This is a genomic window from Herbidospora sp. NBRC 101105, assembly GCF_030269205.1.
Classification (GTDB): domain Bacteria; phylum Actinomycetota; class Actinomycetes; order Streptosporangiales; family Streptosporangiaceae; genus Herbidospora; species Herbidospora solisilvae.
On record NZ_BSSX01000011.1, the window covers coordinates 50959 to 74144 of the forward strand.

Here is a 23186-nt window from a genome sequence, read left to right on the forward strand (position 1 = left end):
ATCCTCGCAGCGGTTAGTCGTGAGGCGACGGTGAATCGAAGGGGAAAGAGGGGGCTATGACTGTCACCGAAACCAAGAACCGGCCCATGAAGGGCACTGCCGAGAAGACCTCGGTGGCAGAGGAGGAGCACGACGACATGCTCACGCTCAATCTGCCGATGGTCAGCCTTCAGGTGCACCAGCCGCACATGCATCTTCCGCACATGGACAAGGGGCAGGCAGGCCACGCCATGCGCCGGGCCGCGAAGTCGACGTCGGCGCAGCAGGTCGTCTACTACGGCGGACTGGGCGCGCTCGCCGCCGTCGGTGTCATCGAATGGCCGATCGCGGCCGCGATCGGGGTCGGCACGCTGATCGCGGCACGGGCCAAGGGCGCCGCCAAGACGGACAGGTCAGCCGCGAAGCAGGCACCGCCGGCAAGGGAGCGCACACCGCAGGCGGCCGAGCCGAAGGAAGCCCCGAGGCGCACCCGCAGACAGGCCTGACGAGAAGCGCGAAACGATCAGGCCGCCTCCGCGCGGCCTGGTCGCGCTGTGCATGGCGCCGACCGTCTACAAGGGCGTCCTAGCGTGCGTCGCGGCCGGCCGCGATGATCATCTGTGCCCGGCGCAGCACATCGATCTGAGCGCGGTTGTAGAGGGCTTCGAGAGCATGGCCGACGGCGGCCTTGGCCGCTCGGACCTGCCGCGGTGCGGAGGCCTTGAGTTCCAACGTGACCGGATGATCGGCGCTCGCGCCGTCGATGAACGGTGCGAGCTGCTCGGCGAGGGCCTGCCGCATGCTGTCGTCGACGCCCCGGCTGATGATCGCCATGAGTCCGGTGCAGACGCCGAACAGGGTGTAGTAGCCGAACAACCACGGGTCGGTCGAGCCGTGCATCACGGCGAAGGCCAGGCCGGCGACCACGAGCCCGACGACCAGAGCCGGGCGGACCGCGCGCACCCACGATGCGGCGGCGGGCAGCACGGCGCTGCGGAACATCCGGCCGCCTGCGCGCTCACGAGCGAACACCATGCCCTGGGGGCACACTCAAATTGTCTAGACGAACAGCCGGGCATGGAGATCGTCGCCAGGCTGGTCCCGTTATTGACGAGGTCATCGCCGCCGGAGCTGTGACGGGCCGGGGACTCGAACCATGAGCCCGGATTCAGGATGCCGGGCTCGACAAGCACGTCCATCCCGATCAGCGCGTCCGCGAGGCCGCGGCACTCCGTCGTCGCTGCGGGTCGCGTACCTGGTCGGGCACGATCGCCGCGCTCGGCTACCTGCCCCTGAGCACGCAGAACGTGCACACGAACTGGATCGGGTGGCTTGGACGCCACTCACACCGAGGCTGGCGGTTCTCGGGGCGGGGATATCAGGCGGTCGGAAAGGCGGTCTTCGTCAGCTCCTCAGAGACCCGCCAGATGCGTGCGGCGTCCTCGCTACTGCGCAGCGGTGGGTAGAGCCGCTGCTCGGCAGGCGGGCCGCCGAGGTTGCCGAGCCCGCTGGGGCCGTAAAGGGCGCCGGGCTTGGCGCCGGGGTCGGTCGCCGCCAGGAGGGCGGGCAGTTTGGCCGTCTCGACGGTGCCCAGCAGGATGCCGCGGGCCGAGAGTGTCCGGATCAGGCGGACCTGGGGTGTGTCCTGGCCGCGGCCGATCTCGGGGCGGGCGGCCAGGAGGCTGGTGGGGGCGACCCCGGGGTGGGAGAGATTGCTGGTGATGCCCCACCCGTGGGCCTTGCTGCGCCGGTCCAGTTCCAGGCCGAACAGCCCGAACGCGATCTTCGACTGGCTGTACGCACGCATCCCGTGGTAGCCGCGTTCCCAGTTCAGATCGTCCCAGTTGATGGTGCCGCGACGGGCGGCGATGCTGATCTGCGAGGTCACCCGGGCGTGGCCGTCGCGCAGCAGCGGCAGGATCTGGCCGACCAGAGCGAAGTGGCCCAGGTGGTTGGAGCCGAACTGCAGCTCGAACCCGTCGGCCGTGGTCTGCCGGTTCGGCGGGCTCATCACGCCGGCGTTGTTGATCAGGAGATGGATCGGACGGCCCTCCTCGCGCAGAGCCTCGCCCAGCGCCGCGACCGACTCCAGCGAAGACAGGTCGAGGCTGCGCAGCGAGACCTTCGCGCCCGGGACGGCCCTCCTGATCGCGGCGATCGCGGCCTCGCCCTTACGCGGGTTGCGGACGGGCATGATCACCTCCGCCCCGGCCGCCGCCAGGCTCGTGGCCATCCCCAGGCCCATTCCGTCGCTCGCGCCGGTGACGACGGCGCGTTTTCCGGACAGGGTAGGGATGGTGATGTCGATTCGTTTGCGTGGCATCGCCTCTGCTCCTTCATGTTGTGGCCCAGACGCCCCCGTGGAGGTGGCCCGAGAAGGGTGCTCGAAGGCGCCGCGTGTTGTCCTCGTCGGCGGCGTCGAACCAGGCGTACCGCAGCGCGATCGCCTTTCCGATCCCGCGGCTCGGGCCATGGCATCGATCCTCGGGGGACCGCCCGGACGTATCCAGGACCTCCCGATCACAGGCTCGCCAGGCCACCGCTCCAGATGGGGGGATCGGCGGGCCGTGGCTACCTCCGCCCGCAGGCACTAGAAACGAGGCAGCACTCGAGAAGGAGGATCGTCGTGATCGATCGCACCGGGCTGGCGGAGTTCCTCCGCAACCGCCGCGAGGCACTGCAACCCGAGGACGTCGGCCTGCCGCGCGGCCCGCGGCGCAGGACCAACGGGCTCCGGCGGGAGGAGGTCGCGATGTTGTGCCACATGTCGGCCGACTACTACTCCCGCCTGGAGCGGGAACGCGGCCCTCAGCCGTCCCAGATGATGCTCGCCTCGATCGCGCAAGGGCTGCACATGTCGCTCGACGAACGCGACCACCTGTTCCGCCTCGCCGGGCACAACCCACCGGCCAGGGGCGCGTCCACCGAGCACATCAGCCCCGGCCTCCTGCGGGTGCTCGACCGCCTGAACGACACACCCGCCGAGATCGTCACCGAACTCGGCGAGACCCTGCGGCAGAGCCCGATGGGCGTCGCCCTCACCGGCGACACGACGAAGTACACCGGGCCCGCCCGCAGTACGGGATACCGGTGGTTCACCGACCCCGCCGCCCGGCAGATATACGCGCCGGAAGAACATCCTTTCCTCACCCGGATGTACGCCTCGGGACTGCGCGAGCTCGTCACCCTCCGCGGTCCCGGCTCCCGAGCCGCAGACCTGGCCGACCTGCTCCTGGACTGCAGCGAGGAGTTCCGGCGCGTGTGGAACGACCACGAGATCGGGATCCGCCCCCACGACGTCAAGCACTTCAACCACCCCGAGGTCGGCGCGCTGGAGCTGACCTGCCAGCGACTGGTCGACCCGGGCCAGGCCCACTCGCTGCTCGTCTACACCGCCACACCCGGCAGCGAGAGCTACGAGAAGCTCCAGGTGCTGTCCGTCATCGGAGCACAGACGCTCCGCTGAGACCCTGGGGTGGCCGCCCGCGACGGAGTGATCACGCGCGTGTGCCGGGAATCGATGACGATCTCGTTGTCGTAGAACGCGTGACGACGGATCTCCCGCGCCTGAGCGACGCGTGGACGCCGTTCTGACCCCTGCACCTCGCATGAAATCATTCGCTGCATGATCATTCGATTACTGAGTACGAGGTAGGCCACCGTGGACCGCGCGCGGCAACTGACCGGCGAGGTGCTTCTGTGCCTCTTCCTGGTTCTCATGGGCACCGGAATCTACTCGATGACGCAGCCCGCACCGATCTTGGCCCATGACAGCTCTCTGAGCTCCATATATTCGATGGTGAGTTATTACAACGGGAGAGACGGTCTATTCTCACGGGTGCTTCACGGGAATGTCTCCACGATGCTCCTGGCCGTCGCGGTCGTCTGGGCGCTGCTCGGCCGCTACCGTGAAGGCCCCGTCGTGTTCGCGCTCGGCCTGCTGATGACCTTCGTCGGCAACACGTGGGCACACCTGGTAGCCGCGCTGGTCATCGCGGTCATCCTGGTCCGCTGCTCCTGGCAGGAGGCCAGAGTCAACCGGCGCACGTTGGGCTTCGTGGCGGCGGCACTGGGCATGACGGCGTTCCTGGTCGTCGTGATCTAGGGGACGAGACCGGGCGCGGCTCCCGGTCTCACTGCGGCAGTCACCCAATGTCACGGCCCGGATGACATCAGCGGCCTGACCTCGTCCGCGACAACGGTTCGTGTCGGCTGCCCGTAGCCACGGAGACGGCCCTTGTGGTGATCAGGCCGGGAGCCAAGACTGCCGTGCGGATCGCACCATCTCTCGATGTCTTCTTCAGCCGCCGGCAGGCGACGCGTCCTCGGCACTGAGGGTGCGCAATATGTCGACCAGCGTCGACATCTGCTCGGAGGTGAGCGGCCTGAACAGCTCTTCGGCCGCCAGTTCGTAGCCGGCCGTCCAGTCCTGGGCCAGTGCGGCCCCTTGTGCCGTCACCCGCAGGAGTACGGACCGGCGGTCGCCCGCGCTGGTCTGGCGTTCGAGCAGTCCGTCACGGACGAGCGCGTCGACCAGGGTGGAGGCGGTCCCCTGGGCGATACCGACCGCGAGAGCGAGCTCGGTCAGCCGAACCGGCTGCGAACGTGCCACCTCCACCACCAGGCGCGACCTCGGTGTCGACACCCCGTGCTCGCCCAGCCGCTCGTTGAAGTGTCGTACGAGCACCTTCGCCGTACGACTGAACTCGTCGGCGACCTGTGCTGCGGTCACGCTCTTCTTCGCGTCCGGCATCGCCCACCTCCCCTTGACGCCCTCATCGTACGGGAGGTTACATAGACGTCGATGCATTGATATCGAACTATTTGATGTCTATGCATTCGGCAGGGCATCGGGCGCGCACAAGGAGTGCGTCCTCAATCACGAGGAGTGCGAGCATGAAGGTCTTCGTCACGGGCGGCAGCGGGTTCGTCGGCGGCGTTCTCGTCCATCGCCTCGTCGCCGAAGGACACGAGGTCATGGCGCTTGCCAGATCGGGCCCGAGCATTCAGCGGGTACGTGCGGCCGGAGCCGAAGCCGTTCCCGGCGATCTCGGCGAGCTCGGCCGGTCCGGTTCCCCGGCGCCGGTCTGGCTCGACACGCTGCGCGAGGCCGACGCGGTCGTGCACGTCGCGGCTCACATGGAGTTCTGGGGGCCCGACTCGCTCTTCGAACAGGCCAATCACGTGCCGACCGTCGCCCTGCACGCCGCGAGCGTCGCGGCCGGGGTGCGGCGCTTCGTGCTCATCAGCGCCGCGTCCGTCTCCACGGGCAGTCAACGTCGTCCCGTCGTCGACGAGTCGACGCCGGAAGGCCGGCCGAACATCGCCTACAGCCGGGTCAAGCTGGCCACCGAACGCGCACTGGTGAAGGCCCCGAGCGAGAACACCGAGCTGGTCGTGCTCCGCCCGCCGTTCATCTGGGGTCGCGGAATGGCGACGATCAACGAGATGGTCGAGGTCGCCGAGGCGGGCCGGTTCGCCTGGATCGATCACGGCACGCACATCGTCGACTTCGTGCACGTCGAAAACCTGACGGGTGCCGCGATGCTCGCGCTCACACGAGGCCGCCACCGCGGGGTGTACTACGTGACGGACGGCACACCGATGCCCATTCGCGACTTCCTCACCCCCTTGCTGGCGACCCGCGGCGTGGATCTGTCCAAGAGCCGCAGCGTCCCTCTGGCGATGGCTGCGCCCATGGCCGCCATGATGGACCGCACGGCCCGCCTGCTCCGCCGCAAGACGGCGCCCCCGCTGACGAACTGGCTGGTGAGCTTCACCGGCCGCGACCGTTCCTACGACATCACCGCCGCGCGGCGGGAACTGGGCTACTCGCCTGACATGACGGTGGAGAAGGGCCTGGGGGAGATGAGCTTCTCGTGAGGTGACGACCTCGCCATTTCCTGCTCACCTGCGCGAAGGTGACCGTCGGCCGGGTGGACGAGCGTCGACCACGGATAACCACGCCGCAATGTCGGGACCACCAGGACAACGCTGACCAACCGGGCCAGGTTCGTCGTGGTCCACTCTTACCGCTTCTTGTTCGGCACTCACCAGGTGACCGGCAGGGCGGTCAGCCCGCCCGTCAGAGTCTTCGGGTCGAAGGTCATCTCTTCCAGTGGCCGTCCCAGCCGCATGGTCGGGAAGCGGGTGACGAGCTGGGTGAAGACCACGCTCAGCTCGATGCGGGCCAGGGGCGCGCCCATGCAGTAGCGCGGGCCGTGGCCGAAGCTCAGGTGGGGCGCCACGGCGCTGCCGGGGTCGAAGCGCTCCGGTTCGGGGTAGGCGGCCGGGTCGTGGTTGGCCGCGCCCGTGTCCAGCAGGACCAGGTCACCGGCGCGTACCGGGACGCCTTCCATGTCGAGGTCGGTGCGGGCATAACGCACGAGGCCGCCGCCGCCCAGGCCGAAGCCGCGCAGGATCTCCTCCACCGTGGCGTCGACGCGGGCGGGGTCGGCGGCCAGGGCCTGCCACTGGCCGGGGGTGGACATCATCCACAGGGTGCCCATGCCGATCGCGGTGACCGTGGTCTCGTGACCGGCGAACAACAATGACATGCCCAGCATGGCGGCCTCGTCGTCGCTGACGCCCTCGGTGGCGGCCAGGCAGGAGATCACGTCGGCGTCCGGGTCGCCTTCGGCGCGTTTGCGGGCGACCAGGTCACGGCCGTACAGGAACAGGTCGGCCAGGCCCTGTTCGGATCGGGCGCGGTCGGTGACGTCCGCGGCGGCCTGGCTCCAGGCGCGGAACCGGTCGCGGTCGTCGTAGGGCACGCCGAGAAGTTCGCAGATGACGGCGATCGGCAGCGGCAGGGCCAGCGTGCTGTGCAGGTCGGCGGGGGAGCCGGCGGCCTCCATCTCGTCGAGCAGCGAGGTGGTGAGTTCCTCGATCCGGGGGCGCAGGGCGCGCATGCGCTTGGGGGAGAAGTGGGGCTGGAGCAGGGCACGCATGCGGCGATGGTCGCTCTGCTCGGTGTCGAAGTTACCGAGCGGGCCGCCGAAAAGGGCCGACTCTCCGCTGCGGGAGGCGTGTTCCGGCTCGGGATGGGCCCGGCCGAACCGATCGTCGGCGAGCAGGCGACGGACTTCCTCGTATCCGGTGACGAGCCAGGCGGGGTCGCCGACCGCCGTGGTCACCGCGTGCACCGGGCCCTGTTTCTGGAGTTCGCGCAGCTCAGGAGGGCGGCGCAGCGGGCCTTCCGACTGCTCGAACGGAAGTGTGGACATGGGACCTCCTGATAAGTAGACATCCCTTTGTATACTCCGTCGTATAAGAATCTAACTTGTACACTTTGGGGGATACAAGAGGAGAGTCCGAATGGTCGACCAGGTGGCCCCGGTCCGGCGGTTGCGGCGCGCCGAGCGGCGCGAACAGATCCTCGACGCGGCCACCCGCGCGTTCGCCCGCAACGGGTTCGCCGACACCGGCCTGGACGACATCGCCGCCGAGGCGGAACTGACGCGGGCCATGCTCTACCGCCACTTCGAATCCAAGGCCGACCTCTACCGGGCCGTGCTCGACCGGTCCTGTGCCCGCCTCATCGAGGCCACCGGCTCCGGCAACTACGACGACCGCGCGATCCCCGCCCTGGTCGAGGCGGCGAGCGCCGATCCTGACGGGTTCCGGTTGTTGTTCCGCCATGCCGCGCGCGAGCGCGAGTTCCGCGACCTGACGAACTTCATGGCAGTCGCGTCCCGAGAGCTCGCCCATCGCAACCTGGCCCGCGTCATCCCTGCGGGCCCGTGGCTGGAGTGGGCCGCCGACCTGATTCCGGCGCTCACCGTCGAGGCGGTCATCGCCTGGCTGGACGCCGGACGACCCGATCCCGACCAGGTGGCCGACCGCATCGCCGGGGTGGTGCACGGTGTCATCACCGCGGCCGGGGCGGCCTCGCGACCGCCCGCGAATTGATCCGTCGTCGATCAGGAATGCTCCGCCCCGTCGTCGGTTCTGGTGGCCCCTCGCCACCTGCGGAAGGATTGACGACCATGACCGACGCCAGAGTGCCCGGCGACGACGAGACCGCGTTCATCGCGGCGGCCCGCTCGACCGACGCGGCGCCGTTCGTGCTCCTCACGGAGCGCTACCGGCGTGAGCTGCAGGTGCACTGCTACCGGATGCTCGCCAACTACGAAGACGCCCAGGACATGACGCAGGAGACGTTTCTGCGGGCGTGGCACAAGCGGGCGTCGTTCAGGGGCCACGCGGCGCTGCGGACCTGGTTGTACCGGATCGCGACCAACGCCTGCCTCGACTTCCTGGACAAGCGCGACGACCGCACACCCGTGCCCGCCGACCTGCCGGGCGCGGGCTCGGAAGTGCGCTACCTGCAGCCCTACCCCGACCGGATGCTCCCGGAGGACCCGCAGGAATCGGTGGTGGCGCGGGAGACGATCGAGCTGGCGTTCATCGTCGCCGTCCAGCACCTGCCGCCGCGGCAGCGGGCGGTGTTCATCGTGCGCGACGTCCTGGGCTGGCCGGCGTCGAAGGCCGCCGACGCCCTGGAGCTGACCGTCGCGTCGGTGACCAGCGCACTGCAGCGGGCACGCGTGACGATGCGCGGGCAGCTGCCCGGCCGCCGCCTCGACTGGCGGAGCCCCGCCCCGCACGAGCTGTCGGATGAGGAGCGCGGCGTGGTGAAGGCGTACATGGACGCCCATGAGCGCAACGACCTCACCGGACTGACGGCCCTGCTGCGCCACGACCTGCGCTTCGCGATGCTGGCCGAGCCGACCACCCTGATCGTCACGGCCAAGGACGCGGTGGACGGCTGGGTCTCCGGCGGGCTCTTCCAGCGCGGCCACGACGACTGGCGCTGCGTCGCCACGACGGTCAACCGCATGCCCGCCGCCGCGCTGTACCTCCGCACCCCCGACGACCCGGAACACCGTCTGTTCACCATCGCGGTCCTGCGCATCGTGGACGGGAAGATCACAGAGCTCACCGGATTCGACGCCCGCGACAAACCATGGCTGGGCCTGCCCGCGACGCTGTGACCGGGCACGTCCCCATCGTCGACGGTCACCTGGGAGTGAGCGCTCATAAACCGCCCCGCCGGGTTGCCGGCGGGGCGTCTTCCACTCAAGAGGAGGTCCGGCTCATCGTCTGGTCTCGTATCGGGCCAGCATCACGCCGCCGGGAAACGTCCGCGTCTCCACCAGGTTCAGGTTCACCCAGGTGTCCAGGGCCGTGAAGAACGGCGTGCCGCCGCCGAGCAAGACCGGTGCGGTGACCAGCACGTACTCGTCGATCAGCCCGGCCCGCATGGCCGCCGCGGCAAGTGTGGCGCTGTTGATGTCCATGGGGCCGCCGTCTTCGGCCCTGAGCCGGGCGATCTCGGCGACGGCGTCGCCGGTGACCAGGCGGGTGTTCCAGTCGACCGTGCCGATCGTCGAGGAGAACACCACCTTCGGCATGTCCCGCCAGCGGCGGGCGTACTCGATCTCCGCCGGTGTGGCGCCGGGCCGCTGGTCGGCGGTCGGCCAGTGGGAGCTCATCGTCTCCCACAGTTTGCGCCCGTACAGCGCCAGGGCGGTCGCGCCCACCCGGTCGGACCACCACTGGAACAGCTCGTCGCTCGGTACGCTCCAGCCGAGGTCGTCGCCGGGCGCGGCGATGTAGCCGTCCAGGCTCAGGTTCATGGCGAAGATCAGTTTCCGCATCGTGCCAGCCCTCTCTTGAGTGGATCTCACACGTACAGACGGGCACAGCGGGAAAACCTGATCGGCGCGCAGCCTCGTGCCCGGTGCCGACCGGTGGCGTCTGGGGTCATGCGGTGATCGCGCGGGGCTCGAGATAGGCCTCCAGGCCGTAGGTGTGGTGCTCGCGGCCGATGCCGGACTGCTTGATCCCGCCGAACGGTGCTTCGTGGTCGCTGAAGATTCGGTTGATCAGCACCGTGCCCGCCTCGATCCGCCGGGCGACGCGGTGGGCTCGCTCGATGTCGGGGGTGAAGACGTGGGCCTGCAACCCGTAGGGGGTGTCGTTGGCGATGGTCACCGCCTCGTCGTCGTCCTCGAACGGGATGACGACGAGCACGGGGCCGAAGATCTCCTCACGCGCGATGCGCATCTGGTTGGTGACCCCGGTGAAGACGGTGGGCTTGACGAACCAGCCCCTCTCCAGGCCCTCCGGACGGCCCGCACCGCCGACGAGCACCCGTGCGCCCTCCTCCAGGCCGAGCCGGATGTAGCCCTGGACACGGTCGAACTGCTGCCGGGAGACGACGGGCCCGACGCCGGTGCCGGGGTCACGCGGGTCGCCCACCCTGAACGCGGGCATGGCGGCCTTGACGGCTTCGAGCACGTCGTCGAGCCTGCTGCGCGGCGCGAGGATCCGCGTGCCGGCGAAGCAGGTCTGTCCGTTGTTCAGGAAGCCGGAGGCGAGCGCCGCGGGGACCGCGGTCGTCAGATCGGCGTCGTCGAGCAGGATGCTGGGGCTCTTGCCGCCGAGTTCGAGGGTGAGGCGCTTGAAGGTGGCGGCGGCGTTGCGCATGATCCGCTGCCCGACCGCCGTCGATCCGGTGAAGCCCACCTTGACGATGTCGGGGTGTGAGGTCAGGAGATCGCCGACGATCTCGCCCCGGCCGGTCACGATGTTGATCACGCCGGGCGGGACGTCCGCCGCGTCGACGGCCTCCGTCACGACCTGGGTCTGCGTCGCGCTGAGTTCGCTCGGCTTGACGACGACGGTGGCGCCGGCGGCGATGGCGGCCGCGATCTTCTGCGCCAGGAAGACGATGTTGAGGTTCCAGGGCGTGATCAGCGCGGCGACGCCGAGGGGCGCCATGACGATGGTGTTCGGTCCGCTGGTTCGGGTGAACTCGTACGTCTCAAGGAGCCTGGCGGCCTCGTCGAACATCCCTGACGCCCTGGGGACGAGGGCGTCGAGGACGCCGCGCACGGCGCCGTACTCCTCGGCCATGGCCTCCTTGAGGTCGTCCAGGCGATCGGTGAACGCGGCGCTCAGCCGGTTGAGGATGGCGATGCGCTCCTGCTTGCCGGTCCGCGAGAAGCTCGGGAAGGCGCGCTTGGCCGCGGCGATGGCGGCGAGCGTGTCGGTCTCGTCGGCGAGCCGGACCTCACCGATGACCTCCTCGGTCGCCGGGTTGTACAGGGGGGAGAGCTCGGTGCCGTGCGGGGTGCGGAACGTCCCGTCGATGTATACGTGGTGAATCTTCAGCATGTCATGCCTCTGGGTCGGCGGGCGGCGCGGGCCGATGGCCGTGGCCCGCGCCGCCCTCGGGATTGCGGACGGGTCAGACGACGTACCAGGCGCCGCCGGTGCCGCGGCGCTGGTAGCCGTGGTGGGTCCGCTCGAGGCGCGATGACTCCATGACCGTGAAGGCGTGGTACTTGGTGAAGGTGGTGGCGCCGGCCAGGCGCTCGGGCCAGGCCTGTCCGTTGGACGTGGTCTTGGAGAGCACCTTGTCGGTGATGTAGTTGACCATCGAGTTGATGAAGTTCTCCGCGCCCACCAGCCGGTGCTCCCGGCCCGTGCCCTGGTGGAAGCCTTCCAGCACGTCCCGCGTGCTCATCTCCTTCAGCGCCTCGTCGGAGGCGGCCAGCATGTCGTGCCAGTACTCACGGGCCGTCTCCACGTCCTCGCGGGTGCCCCACCGGGTGATGTGACCCCCGACGAGCGCCTTGAAGTCGTAGGACAGGATGTCGTCGTGGGCCTGGTAGAACCCGCTGATGTTCTCCGAGGCGTCACAGTGCATGAACGTCACCGAGCCGGGACTCACGATGTCGATCTTGGTGAGGACCTTCTCCTCCGGGGCGTAGATGTAGATGTTGCCCGGACAGTGGTCGGCGCCCTTGTAGGACAGTTCGAGGCGGCGGCCGCCCACCTCGAGCGTCTCGTCGGTGGTGAACGTGTCCGTGGGCAGCGGGCGGTACGGGTCGGGGAAGCGGGCCAGCAGTTCGCGGGTGACGTCATGCGCGATGATCTTCACTTTGGGCCCGAACATCGAGGCCGCTCCGATGTGGTCGGAGTGCCAGTGGCTGTAGATCACGTGTGTGACGGGTTCGTCGGTGACCGACTCGATCGCCGCGAAGAGGTTCTCGCCGAGCGGCGGCGGGGCGTCGATCACGACGACGCCGCTGCCCGTCGGCATGAAGGCCGCCTCGTAGCCGGACGGGGTGGTGACCCAGTAGAACCCGTCCCCGATCTCCTCCTTGTGCCAGTTCCTCTCGTAGAAGGAGGGGTCGTGGATGTGGTCGGGCATGAACTGCCGCGGGGACGGCGCGTGCTCGGCGGCGACGGCCTTGGGGAAGCCCCACTTCTGGGCGGCGTAGAAGTCGCCGTATTTTCCTGCCATGTGTCTTACTCCTCTTCGGTGACACCGGTGTCCGCGATGCGCAGGACCGGTTTGACGACATCGCCGTGTGCCGCGTCGGCGAAGGCGGTGTTGATGTCGTCGAATGCGTAGAACCGCACCAGCCGGTCGATCGGGAACCGGCCCGACCGGTAGAGCTCCACGAGCTTGGGGATGAACAACTGCGGTACGGCGTCGCCTTGGACGATGCCGCGCACCGACTTCCCGAGCGCGAGCCTGGCGGGATGGAGGGAGGCGTCCGGACCACCCCCAGCGACCGTGCCGAGCTGACCCAGCGGCGCGAGGGCGTCCACGGCGTGCCGGAGCATGTCGGCGTGGCCGGTGGTGTCCAGCAGGTGCGCGACGCCCCTGCCGGTGATGGCCCTGATCTCCTCGGTCACGTCCACGTGGGCGGCGTTGAGCGTGTGGGTGGCGCCCAGTTCCGCCGCCAGGTCCAGGCGCCGGTCGTTGACGTCGACCGCGATGATCGTCGAGGCGCCCGCCACCCGGGCGGCCATCACCGCGCCGCAGCCGACGGCGCCGACCCCGAACACGGCCACCGCCGAACCCGGCTGGGCGGCGAACGTGTTCAGCACCGCTCCGGCACCGGTCTGCAGGCCGCATCCCAGCGGCGCGAGCACCTCCAGCGGCACGTCCCGGCTCACCTTCACCGTGTTGCGCTGCGTGGCCAGAGCGTGGGTGGCGAACGAGGACTGCCCGAAGAAGTGCCCGTGGACGGCGCCGTCCCCGTCGTCGGCCGGGTGGATGCCGCGGGTGCCGTCGAGCCGGGCACCGGAGAAGTTCGCCGTGAACGCGCTGTCGCAGTAGGCCGGCCGTTCGCTCAGGCACTGCGGACACTGCCCGCACGCCTGGAACGACAGGACGACATGGTCGCCCGGCACCACATTGGTGACCCCGGCGCCGACCCGCTGGACGACGCCGGCCCCCTCATGTCCGAGCACGAGAGGGAGCGGGGCCGGAATCCGCTGATGCCACACATGAGCGTCGGTCTGGCAGATCCCCGCAGCCACCAGCTTGACCAGGACCTCGTCATCCCGAGGCTCATCGAGCCTGAGCTCTTTCAGCACCAATGGTTTCGCCGGTTCTTCGGCGACCGCGGCCCGAACACGCATGACAAGTCCCTCCAGACATCCAGGACGGCACAACTTTCTGTAAAACAGATCGTCTGTCAGACGAATCGTCTTGAACATAGCCCATTTGTCCGTTTTGGGGCAACCGCCCGACGGAGGCGAAGGCGAGTGCCGTGGAGCCGTCCGCAGGCAGTCGCGTGTTCCCGGCATGGCCGCTGATGGTCAACGCTGCGCTGATGACTCGATCGTCGGGGCGGCGGCATGACATGACCGGTACGACCGCGCGACCTGAAGGCCGACCTGCCCCGACGGCTCCAGGGATGGTATGTAACATCTATCGTCTGCCGAACAGACGATATGCCTACACTAAGGTGCTTCTTGTGAATTCGCAGCGTGGCAAGGGTGCGACGGACCCGGCAGCCGAGCCCCCCCGGCTGGAGGACGACTTCGGTTTCGCCATCGGGGTGGTCTTCCGCGCCTACGCCAAGGCGGTCGAGGCCGCGGTGGGCGACATTCCCGGCGGACCCCGCGGCTACTTCGTGCTCATGGCCGCCGTGCAGGGCCACGCCAACAGCCAGCGATCACTGGCCAACCGCCTGGGCATCGACCGCACGATCATGACCTACCTGCTCGACGACCTGGAGAAGGCCGGGCTGGTAGAACGCAGACCCGACCCTTCCGACCGGAGGAACCGGCACATCCTCCCCACCGAGCACGGAACACGCCGCTGGCAGGAGCTCAGCGGACCGGTGGGCCTGGCAGAACAGCAGCTCCTGGAAGCCCTCCCCGACGAGGCGCGCGCCACTTTCCGTTCCTTGTTGTGCACGCTCGCCCACCACGTCAGCCGCCCCACCACCTGAGGCACTTCTCCGATCGCCGCAGGATGTGCGGCAGCCGCGTCGGCGCGCGACGCAACGTGCTCCAGACCTCACGGGCTCGCCGCCGGGATCAGCAGGAGAGCTGGGCGTATACAACATCTATACCGAATGGCCGATAATCGGCGGCGTGGAGTTTCGGCTGCTCGGACCCATCGAAGTGATCGCCGAAAGCGGGCCCGTCCCGCTGGGCGGGACCAAACCCCGGACGTTGCTCGCGGCGCTGCTGCTGGAGAACGGCCACGTCGTGCCGACCGCCCGGCTCATCGACGTCATCTGGCCCGACGACCCGCCCGACACCGCCAAGGCGGCCATCCAGACCTACGTCAAAACCCTGAGACAGGCCCTCGCCCGGCACGGCGCCGCCGACGTCATCCTCACCCGCGCCCCCGGCTACCTGGCCCAGGTCCCGGAGGACGCCCTCGACGCGGCCCGCTGCCACGACCTGGTCACCCGCGCCCGCGCGGCGGCCAGCCCGCAGGAGGCCGCCGACCTGCTCGACGCCGCCCTCGCGTTGTGGCGGGGGCCGGCCCTGGCGGGACTGGAGGCCACCCGGCTCGCGGGGGAGGCCGTCCGGCTGGAAGAGCTGCGGCTGACCGCCACCGAGGAGCGGATGGCCGCCGGGCTCGCCCTCGGCCACCACGGCCGCCTGGCCTCCGAGCTGGCCGCCCTCGTCGGCCGCCACCCCGCCAACGAACGCCTGCGCGGCCAGTACATGACCGCCCTCTACCGCCTCGGCCGCCAGTCGGACGCCCTGGCCACCTTCCGCGAGGGCCGCCAGGTGCTCGTGGACGAGCTGGGCATCGACCCCGGCCCCGAGCTCGCCGCGCTCTACCACGCGATCCTGCGCGGCGACCCCGTGCTCCAGGGACCGCCGTCCGACCACGGCCCGAGGAGGGCCGCGCCCGCGCAGCTCCCGCCGCCGCCCGCCGACTTCACCGGCCGGCTCGCCGAGACCACCGCGCTCACCGGGGCGCTGGTGACCGGCACCGTGCAGGTGGTCGCCGGGCGGGGCGGCAGCGGCAAGTCGGCGCTGGCCGCCCACGTCGCCCATCGGATCGCGGCCGCGTTCCCCGACGGCCAGCTCCACGCCGAGCTGCGCGGGATGAGCGAGGCGCCCGCCGACCCCGGCGAGGTGCTTGGGTTGTTTCTCAAGGCGCTGGGCGCCGACCCGGTCCCCGCGGACCCGGCCGAGCGGGTAGAGCTCTACCGGCGGCTGCTCACCGGGCGGCGGGTGCTGGTGCTGCTCGACGACGCCGCCGACGAACGGCAGGTCCGGCCGCTGCTGCCGGGCGGCGGCTGTGGTGTGCTGATCACCTCGCGGAACCGGCTCGGCGGGCTCAGCGGCGTGAGCCGTACCGACCTGGACGTCTTGGACGCCGACGAGGCGCTGGAGCTGCTCGAACGCATCGTCGGAGCCGAGCGCGTCGCGGCCGAGGAGCCGGTGGCCCGCGAGATCGCCGAACTGTGCGGGCGGCTCCCGCTGGCGCTGCGCATCGCCGGGGCCCGGCTGGCCACCCGGCAACGCTGGCCGCTGCGGCTGCTCGCCGACCGCCTCGCCGACGAACGCCGCCGCCTCGACGAGCTGGCCATCGCCGACCTGGAGGTCCGCGCCGGGTTCGAGCTGAGCTACCGCGCCCTGGACCCGGGCGCGCGGCGCGCCCTGCGCCGCCTCGGTCACCTGGGCGCGACCGAGTTCGCGGCCTGGATCGTCGCCTGGCTGACCGGCGAGCCCGCCGCCGAGGCCGAGGACACCGTCGAACGGCTCGTCGACGCCCAGCTCGTCGACTTCGCCCGGGTCGACGACCTCGGCGCCCCGCGTTACCGCCTGCACGACCTGGTCCGCATCTACGGCCGCGAACGCGCCGAGGCCGAGGAGCCCGCGGAGGACCTCGCGGCGGCCGTAGGCCGGGTGCTCGGCGGCTGGCTGGCACTCGCCGACCAGGTGGGCGCCGACGCCCCGTCCGACGAGATCGGCCGCCCGGCTCCCGTCATCGCGGGCGCGGAAGTCTCGCCCGACCTGGCCGCGCAGGTGCTCGCCGCACCCCACGACTGGTTCGACTTCGAGCAGCCCGCCCTCGTCGTCGGCCTCGAACGCGCGGCGGCGCTCGGCCTGCACGAACTCGTCTGCCGGTTCGCGTCCGCGCGCCTCGGCCCGTCGTTCCTGGGCGTCAACCGCTTCGCCTCCCGCGAGCGCATCACCCAGGCAGCCCTGGCCGCCGCCCGGCGCGCCGGCGACCCCCACGGCGTGGCGACGATGCTGGCCGAACTCGGCCGCCTCCGGTATGACCAGGACCGCTTCGCCGAGGGCCGGCAGGTGCTCGACGAGGCGCTCAGCGCCTTCCGCGACCTCGGCGACACCCGCGGACAGGCGGTCGCGCTGGCCGCGCTCGGCGTGATCTGCCGCGAGACCGGCCGCCTCGCCGAGGCGCTGCACTTCCTCGACGGCGCGACCGCCCTGCTGGGCGACGATCCCGCCGTCCACTACCCGCAGCGGGTGGCCGCCTCGGTCCGGCTGGAGCGCGGCGACTTCACCGAGGCCTGGGCCGGACTGGAGAGCTGCCTGCGTGGCTACCGCGCCGCCGGCAGCCGCCGCGGCGAGGGCCTGACCTTACGCACGATGAGCCTCCACCACCGCGCCACGGGCGCCTACGACCAGGCCATCGAGGCGGCCGAGGCCGCGCGCGGCATCTTCACGCGGCTCGGCGACCCGCTCATGGAGGCCTACTCGATCCGGGCCCGCGCCAAGGCCGAGATCCGGCTCGGCCGGATCGACGTCGCACTGCCCGCACTGGAGCAGGGGCTGTCGCTCTGCCAGGCCATGGGCGACCGGTGGGGGCTCGGCGTCACCCTGCGCACCCTCGGCGAACTGCACCTCGCGAGCGGCCAGCTCGACGACGCCGACGCGTGCCTGACCGCCTCGCTCCAGCTCTGGGACGAGCTCGACGTGCTGCTGTGGCGGGCCCGCACCGAACGCGACCTCGCCCGCCTCCACGAGGCCAGGGGGGACCACGAGGCCGCCGAACTCGCCCTCGACCGGGCGCTGAAGATCTTCCGCGACCAGGGGGCCCGCGAGTACGGCGAACTGAAGAGGCGCTGAAAGAAGCGCTGAAACCGGCCCTCCGCGGAGTTTCACCGATCTTTCAGAGCGTCCGCGGAACCTTTCGGGTGTCAGCAGAAAACACCTGGAAGGACAGCAGAAATGCTCTCTCGCCTCATTTCCGGTTCCCTCGGCGTCCTCTTCGCGACCACGGTGGGCGTCGCCGGCCTGACGACCGTGGCCACGCCCGCCTCGGCCGACTCCGCACCCGGCGGCGAGATCACCCGCTCGGAGGTGCTCTCCCGGGCCCAGAACTGGGTCACCCGCCAGGTCAAGTACAACCTGACCCGCGCCTCCGGCACCCTCTACACCGACGTCGAGGGCGACAACCGGTACGGCCCCGACTGCTCCGGCCTGGTCTCCATGGCCTGGCACATCACCGCCAACTCCGGCAAGGGCGGTAACAGCACCGACGACTTCGAGGTCTGGAGCCAGACCGAGTTCCTGCCGAGCCTGCACGACCTCAAGCCCGGCGACGCCATCCTCAAGAACGGCCACATCGAGCTGTTCGCCCGCTGGAAGAACCCCGCCAACCACACCCAGGGCGCCTGGACCTACTCGTTCAACGGCACCGGCAACCCCGACGGCAACGGCTGGCAGGAGGACTGGGCCAAGGGCCCCATCGCCAACTGGCGCGGCCAGGTGGGCGACGAGAGCTGGTCGAGCATGCAGAACTACCGGCCCATCAGGTACAAGAAGATCGTCGACGACCCGGTCGAGGCCCCCCGCCCGCTGGTCGACTCCCAGGGCACCCGGCTCACCGACTTCGACGGGGACGGGAGACCCGACATCCTCGGGCTGGGCGCGAGCGGCGACGACCTGTGGCTGATCCCGAACACCAGCTCCTCCGGCAGCCCGTCACGCGGCCAGAGCATCCAGATCTCCGCCGGCTGGCGGACCATCACGAAGTACTGGCTGGCCGACTACGACGGCGACAGCAAAACCGACATCCTCGGCACCCAGGACCCCGACAAGCTGTTCGTCTGGCGCAACACCAGCACCCCCGGAAACCCGTCGGTCGCGCCCCTGGTCAGCCTCGGCACGGCGTGGAACACGCTGGCCAAGCTCGTGATCGGCGACTTCACCGGTGACGGGAAGGTCGACATCGGCGGCGTCAACGCGAGCACCGGCGACCAGTTCTGGGTCGTGCCGAACACCAGCACCCCCGGCAACCCCTCACGCGGCCAGAGCATCCCGATGACCACCGGCTGGTCGACCATCACCCGCTTCTGGGCCGCCGACTACGACCGCGACGGCAAGACCGACCTCATCGGCCTCCAGGGCACCGACCAGATGTTCGCCTGGCGCAACACCGCCACGGGCGGCACCCCCTCCTTCGCGCCGCTGGCCAACCTGGGCACCGGCTGGAGCTCCCTGACCAAGCTCGTGCTGGGCGACTTCACCGGCGACGGCAAGGTCGACATCGCCGGCTGGACCGCGTGGAACTCCGACCAGCTCTACGTCGTGCCGAACACCACCAGCGGCACCACCCTGTCCCGCGGCCAGAGCATCCCGATGAGCACCGGCTGGGCCTCCATCACCAGCTACCTGGTCGCCGACTACGACGGCGACGGCAAGACCGACCTGCTGGGCGTCCAGGGCGACGACCAGATGCTCACCTGGCGCGGCACCCACTCCGGCGGCACCCCCGGCTTCACGGCGCTGACCAGCCTCGGCACCGCCTGGAGCACGATCAGCCACATCCCCACCGCCCAGTAACCCCTCCCCGGGCCGCCCTCGCGGGGCGGCCCCCCTTCGCTTGGAGTCACCGTGTCCGCTCTCCGCCGCCTCGTCGCGCTCGCCCTGGCCGCCGCCGGCCTCGCCGCCGCTCTCGCCCAGCCCGCCGCCGCGGCCTCCGCCAACCCAGACCCGAGCCGATTCCCCGTACGGGGCGTCGACGTCACCGAATACCAGCACCCCAACGGGGCGGCGGTGAACTGGGCGCAGATCCGCCAGTCGGGCATCGCCTTCGCCACCCTCAAGGCCACCCGGGGCACCAACAAGACCAACTCCTACTTCGCCGCCGACCTGGCCGGGGCGCTCGGCCAGGGCATCCCGACCGCGCCGTACCACTACCTGACCGGCACCAGCTCGAACGTGGTCGCGCAGGCCGACTTCTTCATCGGCGCCCTGCGGAACGCCGGGTACACGGGGAACCGGGCGAACGAACTGCCGCCGATCCTCGACCTGGAGTGGACCGACGACGGCACCAGCTCGTGCCCGCCGTACACGACCGTCTCTTTCGTGCAGGAGTTCCTCGACCGGGTGCAGTCGGCGTTCGGGGTGAAGCCGTGGATCTACACCTCGCGCGGGTTCATGTCGAGCTGCATGGGCAACACCACGGCCTTCGGCTCCTACGGCCTCCAGGTCGCCGACTACACCTCCGGCCGTACCCTCCCGTCGGTGCCCTCGGGCTGGCCGACCTGGCTCATGTGGCAGTACGCCGACGTCGGCAGCGTGCCCGGGGTGCCGACCACGAACGTCACGCTGAACGTCTTCAACGGCAACCAGGCCGACCTCGACGCGCTGGTCCGGCGGGATCCGCCGCGTCCGCTGGTCGACCCGCAGGGCGGCCGGGTGACCGACTTCGACGGCGACGGCAGACCCGACGTCCTGGGTCTCGGCCAGACCGGCGACGACCTGTGGTTCATCCCGAACACCAGCTCCTCGGGCAGCCCGTCGCGCGGCCAGAGCAAGCTCGTCTCGACCGGCTGGCGCACGATCACGAAGTACTGGCTGGCCGACTACGACAGCGACGGAAAGACCGACATCCTCGGCACCCAGGACCCCGACAAGCTGTTCGTCTGGCGCAACACCAGCACCCCCGGAAACCCTTCGGTCGCGCCCCTGGTCAGCCTCGGCACGGCGTGGAACACGCTGGCCAAGTTCGTGATCGGCGACTTCACCGGTGACGGGAAGGTCGACATCGGCGGCGTCAACGCGAGCACCGGCGACCAGTTCTGGGTCGTGCCCAACACCAGCACCCCCGGCAACCCCTCGCGTGGCCAGAGCATTCCGATGACCACCGGATGGTCCACCGTCACCCGGTTCTGGCCGGCCGACTGGGACCGCGACGGGAAGACCGACCTCTTGGGATTGCAGGGCACCGACCAGCTGTTCGCCTGGCGCAACACCGCCTCCGGCGGCGTGCCGTTGTTCGCCCCGCTCGCGAACCTGGGCACCGGCTGGAGCACGCTGACCAAACTCGTGCTGGGCGACTTCACCGGCGACGGCAAGATCGACATCGCCGGCTGGACGGCATGGAACGCCGACCAGCTCTACGTCGTGCCCAACACCTCGTCCGGCACGACCCTGTCGCGTGGCCAGAGCGTCCCGATGTCCACCGGCTGGTCGTCGATCACCAGCTACCTGGTCGCCGACTACGACGGCGACGGCAGGACCGACCTGCTGGGCGTCCAGGGCGACGACCAGATGCTCACCTGGCGCGGGACCCACTCCGGCGGCACCCCCGGCTTCGCCGCCCTGACCAGCCTGGGTACGGGCTGGAACACGGTCGGCCACATACCCACCGCACAGTGACCCACCACCCTCCGCAGGCCGTCCGGGATTCTCCCCGGACGGCCCCGCGGGCGTTTCCCGGAAAGGAACCACGATGTTGCTGCTGTCCGATCCATCCGTCGGCCGGACGCCGATCAGGGAGTGCGGCGAACCGCTCGTCGACCTGCGGACCGTCCCGGCCCTGCGGGTCGACCCCCGAATGGCCCCGACCGGCCCCGGCTACGCCCACCTGCGGCTGGGCGTGGTCGACCGGCTGGTCACCGCGCAGACCTACCTCCCGCCCGGCCTCTACTTCCTCGTGATCGAGGGCTTCCGCCCGGTCGCCCTCCAGAAGAAGTACTTCGACGCCCACAAGGACCGGCTCCGCGCCGCCGAACCGGGCCACGACGAGGACTGGTACCACGTCAGGGCCAGCCGCTACATCTCCCCGCCGGACGTCGCCCCCCACGTCGCCGGGGCGGCGGTCGACCTCACGCTGTGCGATGTGGACGGCGCCGAACTCTGGCTCGGCACCGAGGTCAACGACACCGACACCGAGCACTGCCACACGGCCTCTCCATCGGTGACCGGCGAGGCGGCCGACCGCCGCCGGATGCTCTCCGACGCGCTCACCTCCGCCGGTTTCGTCAACTACCCGACGGAGTGGTGGCACTGGTCCCACGGCGACCGCTACTGGGCCCGCGTCACCGACGCGGAGGCGGCCCGCTACGGCCCCGCAGAACTGCCGTGAGAACGGGTCACCGGGGTGCGCCCGCCGCACCCCGGTGACACACGGGTCCGCAGTGAGTCGAACCATCCAACCTGGTGTTTCCGGCTCGGTGACCGTAACGGTGACGAACGAATCGCTCACGCCGATCACGACGTCAGGTCTTGTCCGGCAAGTGATTCGCTCCTGCACGGTCTGACGATGCCTGAAAGGAATTCCGCGGCTTTGTCACAACTCCTGGCTCTTTCCTGTCCTAGCTGACGTCCGGCAACGTCACGCCCCTTACTGCGGCAGCGAGCTGCCCGGAGACGGCGCGACCCTCGGCCGGATCGACTGGCTCAAGGACAACCAGGGGAAGTGATCACATGTCCGAAGCACGGAAGACCACGCTGACGGTGCTCCAGAAGGGGAAGGTGTTCGGAGAAGATGCCTGAGACACTCGATGACCTGCGAGAACACCTGCAGTGGGCGGTCGAGCTCGAACACGCCACCCTCCCGCCCTACCTGTGCGCGCTCTACACGCTCGACCCGGAGCGCAACCCCGAGGCGGTCGAAGTGGTCGGGAGCGTGTTCGCGGAGGAGATGCTGCACCTGACACTGGCCGCCAACCTGCTGAACGCGGTGGGCGGCCGGCCCCGGCTCGACACGCCCGAGAACATGAAGCCGTTCCCCCGGACGCTGCCCCACGGCAACCTGAAGTTGTCGCTGGAGCCGTTCGGCCCGGAGGCGCTGGAGAACTTCCTGCGTCTCGAAGCGCCCACACCTGACGGCACTCCGGCGCAGACCGAGGGCTACGAGACGATCGGCCAGTTCTACGCCGCGATCGAGAACGGCCTGCGCGCGTTGTGCGCCCGGCTGGGCGAGGAGGCCGTCTTCACCGGAGATCCCTCCCGCCAGATCGGCGCGAGCCACTTCCGCCACACGGCCGGGCGGCTGATCGCCGTCACCGACCTGGAGTCGGGTCTGGCGGCGCTGGACGAGATCGTGGAACAGGGTGAGGGCATGGCCCGCGACGAGGTCTGGGACGGCGACAAGGACGTCTTCCATCCCGAACGGGACGAGGTCGCCCACTACTACCGCTTCCTGGAGCTCAAGGCAGGCCACCGCTACCAGCGGGGCGACACGCCGAACTCCGGCCCGACGGGCGACCCGATCACGGTAGACGCGGCGGGCGTCTACCCGATCACCACGACCGCCTCGTCGGAGGAGTTCAACCGGGCCTACCGGGGACTGCTGCGGGCCCTGGAGGAGGCCTTCGACGGCAGCCCACAGCAGATGGCCTCGGCCGTGGCGGCCATGTTCGGCGTCAAAGCACAGGCCATGGCCCTGGTCGCCAAGGGGGCCCTGCCTGCCTTCGCGTACGTGGAGGGGGGATGAATCCGACCATCGCCCCTGGTCCAGGGCGTCTTCCGCCTGCTGTTAGTCGGCGGAACTGTACGACACGGCCGCTGCTCGGTCGGCGGGGGGCGTCCCGGTCCAGCACTGCACGTTCCAGACCGACTGCAAGTTGCAGTGGTCGGGGTCGGTCCAGCACGTGATCGACCCGTGTGCCTGACCTGGGGGCAGGTGACCACGCACAGATCCATACCGGTCGACCGCG

General features: G+C 70.0%; 20 protein-coding genes. 12 read left to right on the forward strand and 8 right to left on the reverse strand.

Features of this window, described 5'->3' with window-relative positions; genetic code table 11:
* Positions 1 to 56: 56 nt before the first annotated feature.
* On the forward strand, positions 57 to 485 hold the full coding sequence (locus QSK34_RS36450; RefSeq protein WP_285591225.1) for a hypothetical protein: 429 nt from the start codon (positions 57 to 59) through the stop codon (positions 483 to 485).
* Between the two features lie 79 nt (positions 486 to 564).
* On the opposite strand, the gene QSK34_RS36455 is transcribed toward QSK34_RS36450, so the two are convergent.
* Together QSK34_RS36455 and QSK34_RS36460 are read right to left on the reverse strand one after the other, a co-directional pair.
* Positions 565 to 1014: a CPBP family intramembrane glutamic endopeptidase gene (locus QSK34_RS36455; protein WP_285591227.1), complete on the reverse strand. Its 450-nt coding sequence runs from the start codon at positions 1012 to 1014 to the stop codon at positions 565 to 567.
* Between the two features lie 343 nt (positions 1015 to 1357).
* Positions 1358 to 2302 (reverse strand): SDR family oxidoreductase, encoded by a 945-nt coding sequence (locus tag QSK34_RS36460; RefSeq protein WP_285591229.1) that lies wholly within the window; start codon positions 2300 to 2302, stop codon positions 1358 to 1360.
* A gap of 303 nt (positions 2303 to 2605) precedes the next feature.
* On the opposite strand from QSK34_RS36460, the gene QSK34_RS36465 reads away from it, so the two are divergent.
* Both QSK34_RS36465 and QSK34_RS36470 read left to right on the forward strand, forming a co-directional pair.
* Positions 2606 to 3445 (forward strand): helix-turn-helix transcriptional regulator, encoded by an 840-nt coding sequence (locus tag QSK34_RS36465; protein WP_285591231.1) that lies wholly within the window; start codon positions 2606 to 2608, stop codon positions 3443 to 3445.
* Positions 3446 to 3817: 372 nt separating this feature from the next.
* Complete coding sequence (locus QSK34_RS36470; RefSeq protein ID WP_285591233.1) at positions 3818 to 4084, forward strand: hypothetical protein; 267 nt, start codon at positions 3818 to 3820, stop codon at positions 4082 to 4084.
* 195 nt (positions 4085 to 4279) lie between these two features.
* On the opposite strand, the gene QSK34_RS36475 is transcribed toward QSK34_RS36470, so the two are convergent.
* Positions 4280 to 4732, reverse strand: a complete 453-nt coding sequence (locus tag QSK34_RS36475; protein WP_285591235.1) for a MarR family winged helix-turn-helix transcriptional regulator — start codon at positions 4730 to 4732, stop codon at positions 4280 to 4282.
* Positions 4733 to 4875: 143 nt separating this feature from the next.
* Between QSK34_RS36475 and QSK34_RS36480 the strand changes: the two genes are divergently transcribed.
* Positions 4876 to 5862: an NAD-dependent epimerase/dehydratase family protein gene (locus tag QSK34_RS36480; RefSeq protein ID WP_285591237.1), complete on the forward strand. Its 987-nt coding sequence runs from the start codon at positions 4876 to 4878 to the stop codon at positions 5860 to 5862.
* Between the two features lie 167 nt (positions 5863 to 6029).
* Here the strand turns inward: QSK34_RS36480 and QSK34_RS36485 are convergent, their stop codons facing one another.
* A complete protein-coding gene (locus QSK34_RS36485; RefSeq protein WP_285591240.1) occupies positions 6030 to 7205 on the reverse strand; it encodes a cytochrome P450 in 1176 nt (391 codons plus the stop codon).
* Positions 7206 to 7296: 91 nt separating this feature from the next.
* Here QSK34_RS36485 and QSK34_RS36490 point away from each other — a divergent pair, with 91 nt between their 5' ends.
* Entirely contained in the window at positions 7297 to 7890 is a 594-nt protein-coding gene (locus QSK34_RS36490) for a TetR/AcrR family transcriptional regulator (protein WP_285591242.1), read from the forward strand.
* Positions 7891 to 7967: 77 nt separating this feature from the next.
* Positions 7968 to 8975, forward strand: a complete 1008-nt coding sequence (locus tag QSK34_RS36495; protein WP_285591244.1) for an RNA polymerase subunit sigma-70 — start codon at positions 7968 to 7970, stop codon at positions 8973 to 8975.
* A 102-nt stretch (positions 8976 to 9077) separates the two neighbouring features.
* On the opposite strand, the gene QSK34_RS36500 is transcribed toward QSK34_RS36495, so the two are convergent.
* From QSK34_RS36500 to QSK34_RS36515, 4 genes are all read right to left on the reverse strand, one after another.
* On the reverse strand, positions 9078 to 9641 hold the full coding sequence (locus QSK34_RS36500; RefSeq protein ID WP_285591246.1) for a dihydrofolate reductase family protein: 564 nt from the start codon (positions 9639 to 9641) through the stop codon (positions 9078 to 9080).
* Positions 9642 to 9747: 106 nt separating this feature from the next.
* On the reverse strand, positions 9748 to 11163 hold the full coding sequence (locus tag QSK34_RS36505; RefSeq protein WP_285591248.1) for an aldehyde dehydrogenase family protein: 1416 nt from the start codon (positions 11161 to 11163) through the stop codon (positions 9748 to 9750).
* 73 nt (positions 11164 to 11236) lie between these two features.
* A complete protein-coding gene (locus QSK34_RS36510) occupies positions 11237 to 12298 on the reverse strand; it encodes an MBL fold metallo-hydrolase (RefSeq protein WP_202610665.1) in 1062 nt (353 codons plus the stop codon).
* 5 nt (positions 12299 to 12303) lie between these two features.
* Positions 12304 to 13428, reverse strand: coding sequence for an NAD(P)-dependent alcohol dehydrogenase (locus tag QSK34_RS36515; protein WP_285591251.1), 1125 nt, complete (start codon positions 13426 to 13428; stop codon positions 12304 to 12306).
* A gap of 338 nt (positions 13429 to 13766) precedes the next feature.
* On the opposite strand from QSK34_RS36515, the gene QSK34_RS36520 reads away from it, so the two are divergent.
* The 6 genes from QSK34_RS36520 to QSK34_RS36545 all read left to right on the forward strand — a co-directional run bounded on the left by QSK34_RS36520 (position 13767) and on the right by QSK34_RS36545 (position 22963).
* Positions 13767 to 14246 carry a MarR family winged helix-turn-helix transcriptional regulator gene (locus tag QSK34_RS36520; RefSeq protein ID WP_285591253.1) on the forward strand — a complete coding sequence of 160 codons (480 nt, stop codon included), beginning with the start codon at positions 13767 to 13769 and terminating at the stop codon, positions 14244 to 14246.
* 145 nt (positions 14247 to 14391) lie between these two features.
* Positions 14392 to 17361 carry an AfsR/SARP family transcriptional regulator gene (locus tag QSK34_RS36525; protein WP_285591255.1) on the forward strand — a complete coding sequence of 990 codons (2970 nt, stop codon included), beginning with the start codon at positions 14392 to 14394 and terminating at the stop codon, positions 17359 to 17361.
* Between the two features lie 102 nt (positions 17362 to 17463).
* Entirely contained in the window at positions 17464 to 19080 is a 1617-nt protein-coding gene (locus tag QSK34_RS36530) for an FG-GAP repeat domain-containing protein (protein WP_285591257.1), read from the forward strand.
* 51 nt (positions 19081 to 19131) lie between these two features.
* A complete protein-coding gene (locus QSK34_RS36535) occupies positions 19132 to 20901 on the forward strand; it encodes a GH25 family lysozyme (protein WP_285591258.1) in 1770 nt (589 codons plus the stop codon).
* Between the two features lie 73 nt (positions 20902 to 20974).
* Complete coding sequence (locus QSK34_RS36540) at positions 20975 to 21610, forward strand: M15 family metallopeptidase (RefSeq protein ID WP_285591260.1); 636 nt, start codon at positions 20975 to 20977, stop codon at positions 21608 to 21610.
* 402 nt (positions 21611 to 22012) lie between these two features.
* Complete coding sequence (locus tag QSK34_RS36545) at positions 22013 to 22963, forward strand: ferritin-like domain-containing protein (protein WP_285591262.1); 951 nt, start codon at positions 22013 to 22015, stop codon at positions 22961 to 22963.
* Positions 22964 to 23186: the final 223 nt, after the last annotated feature.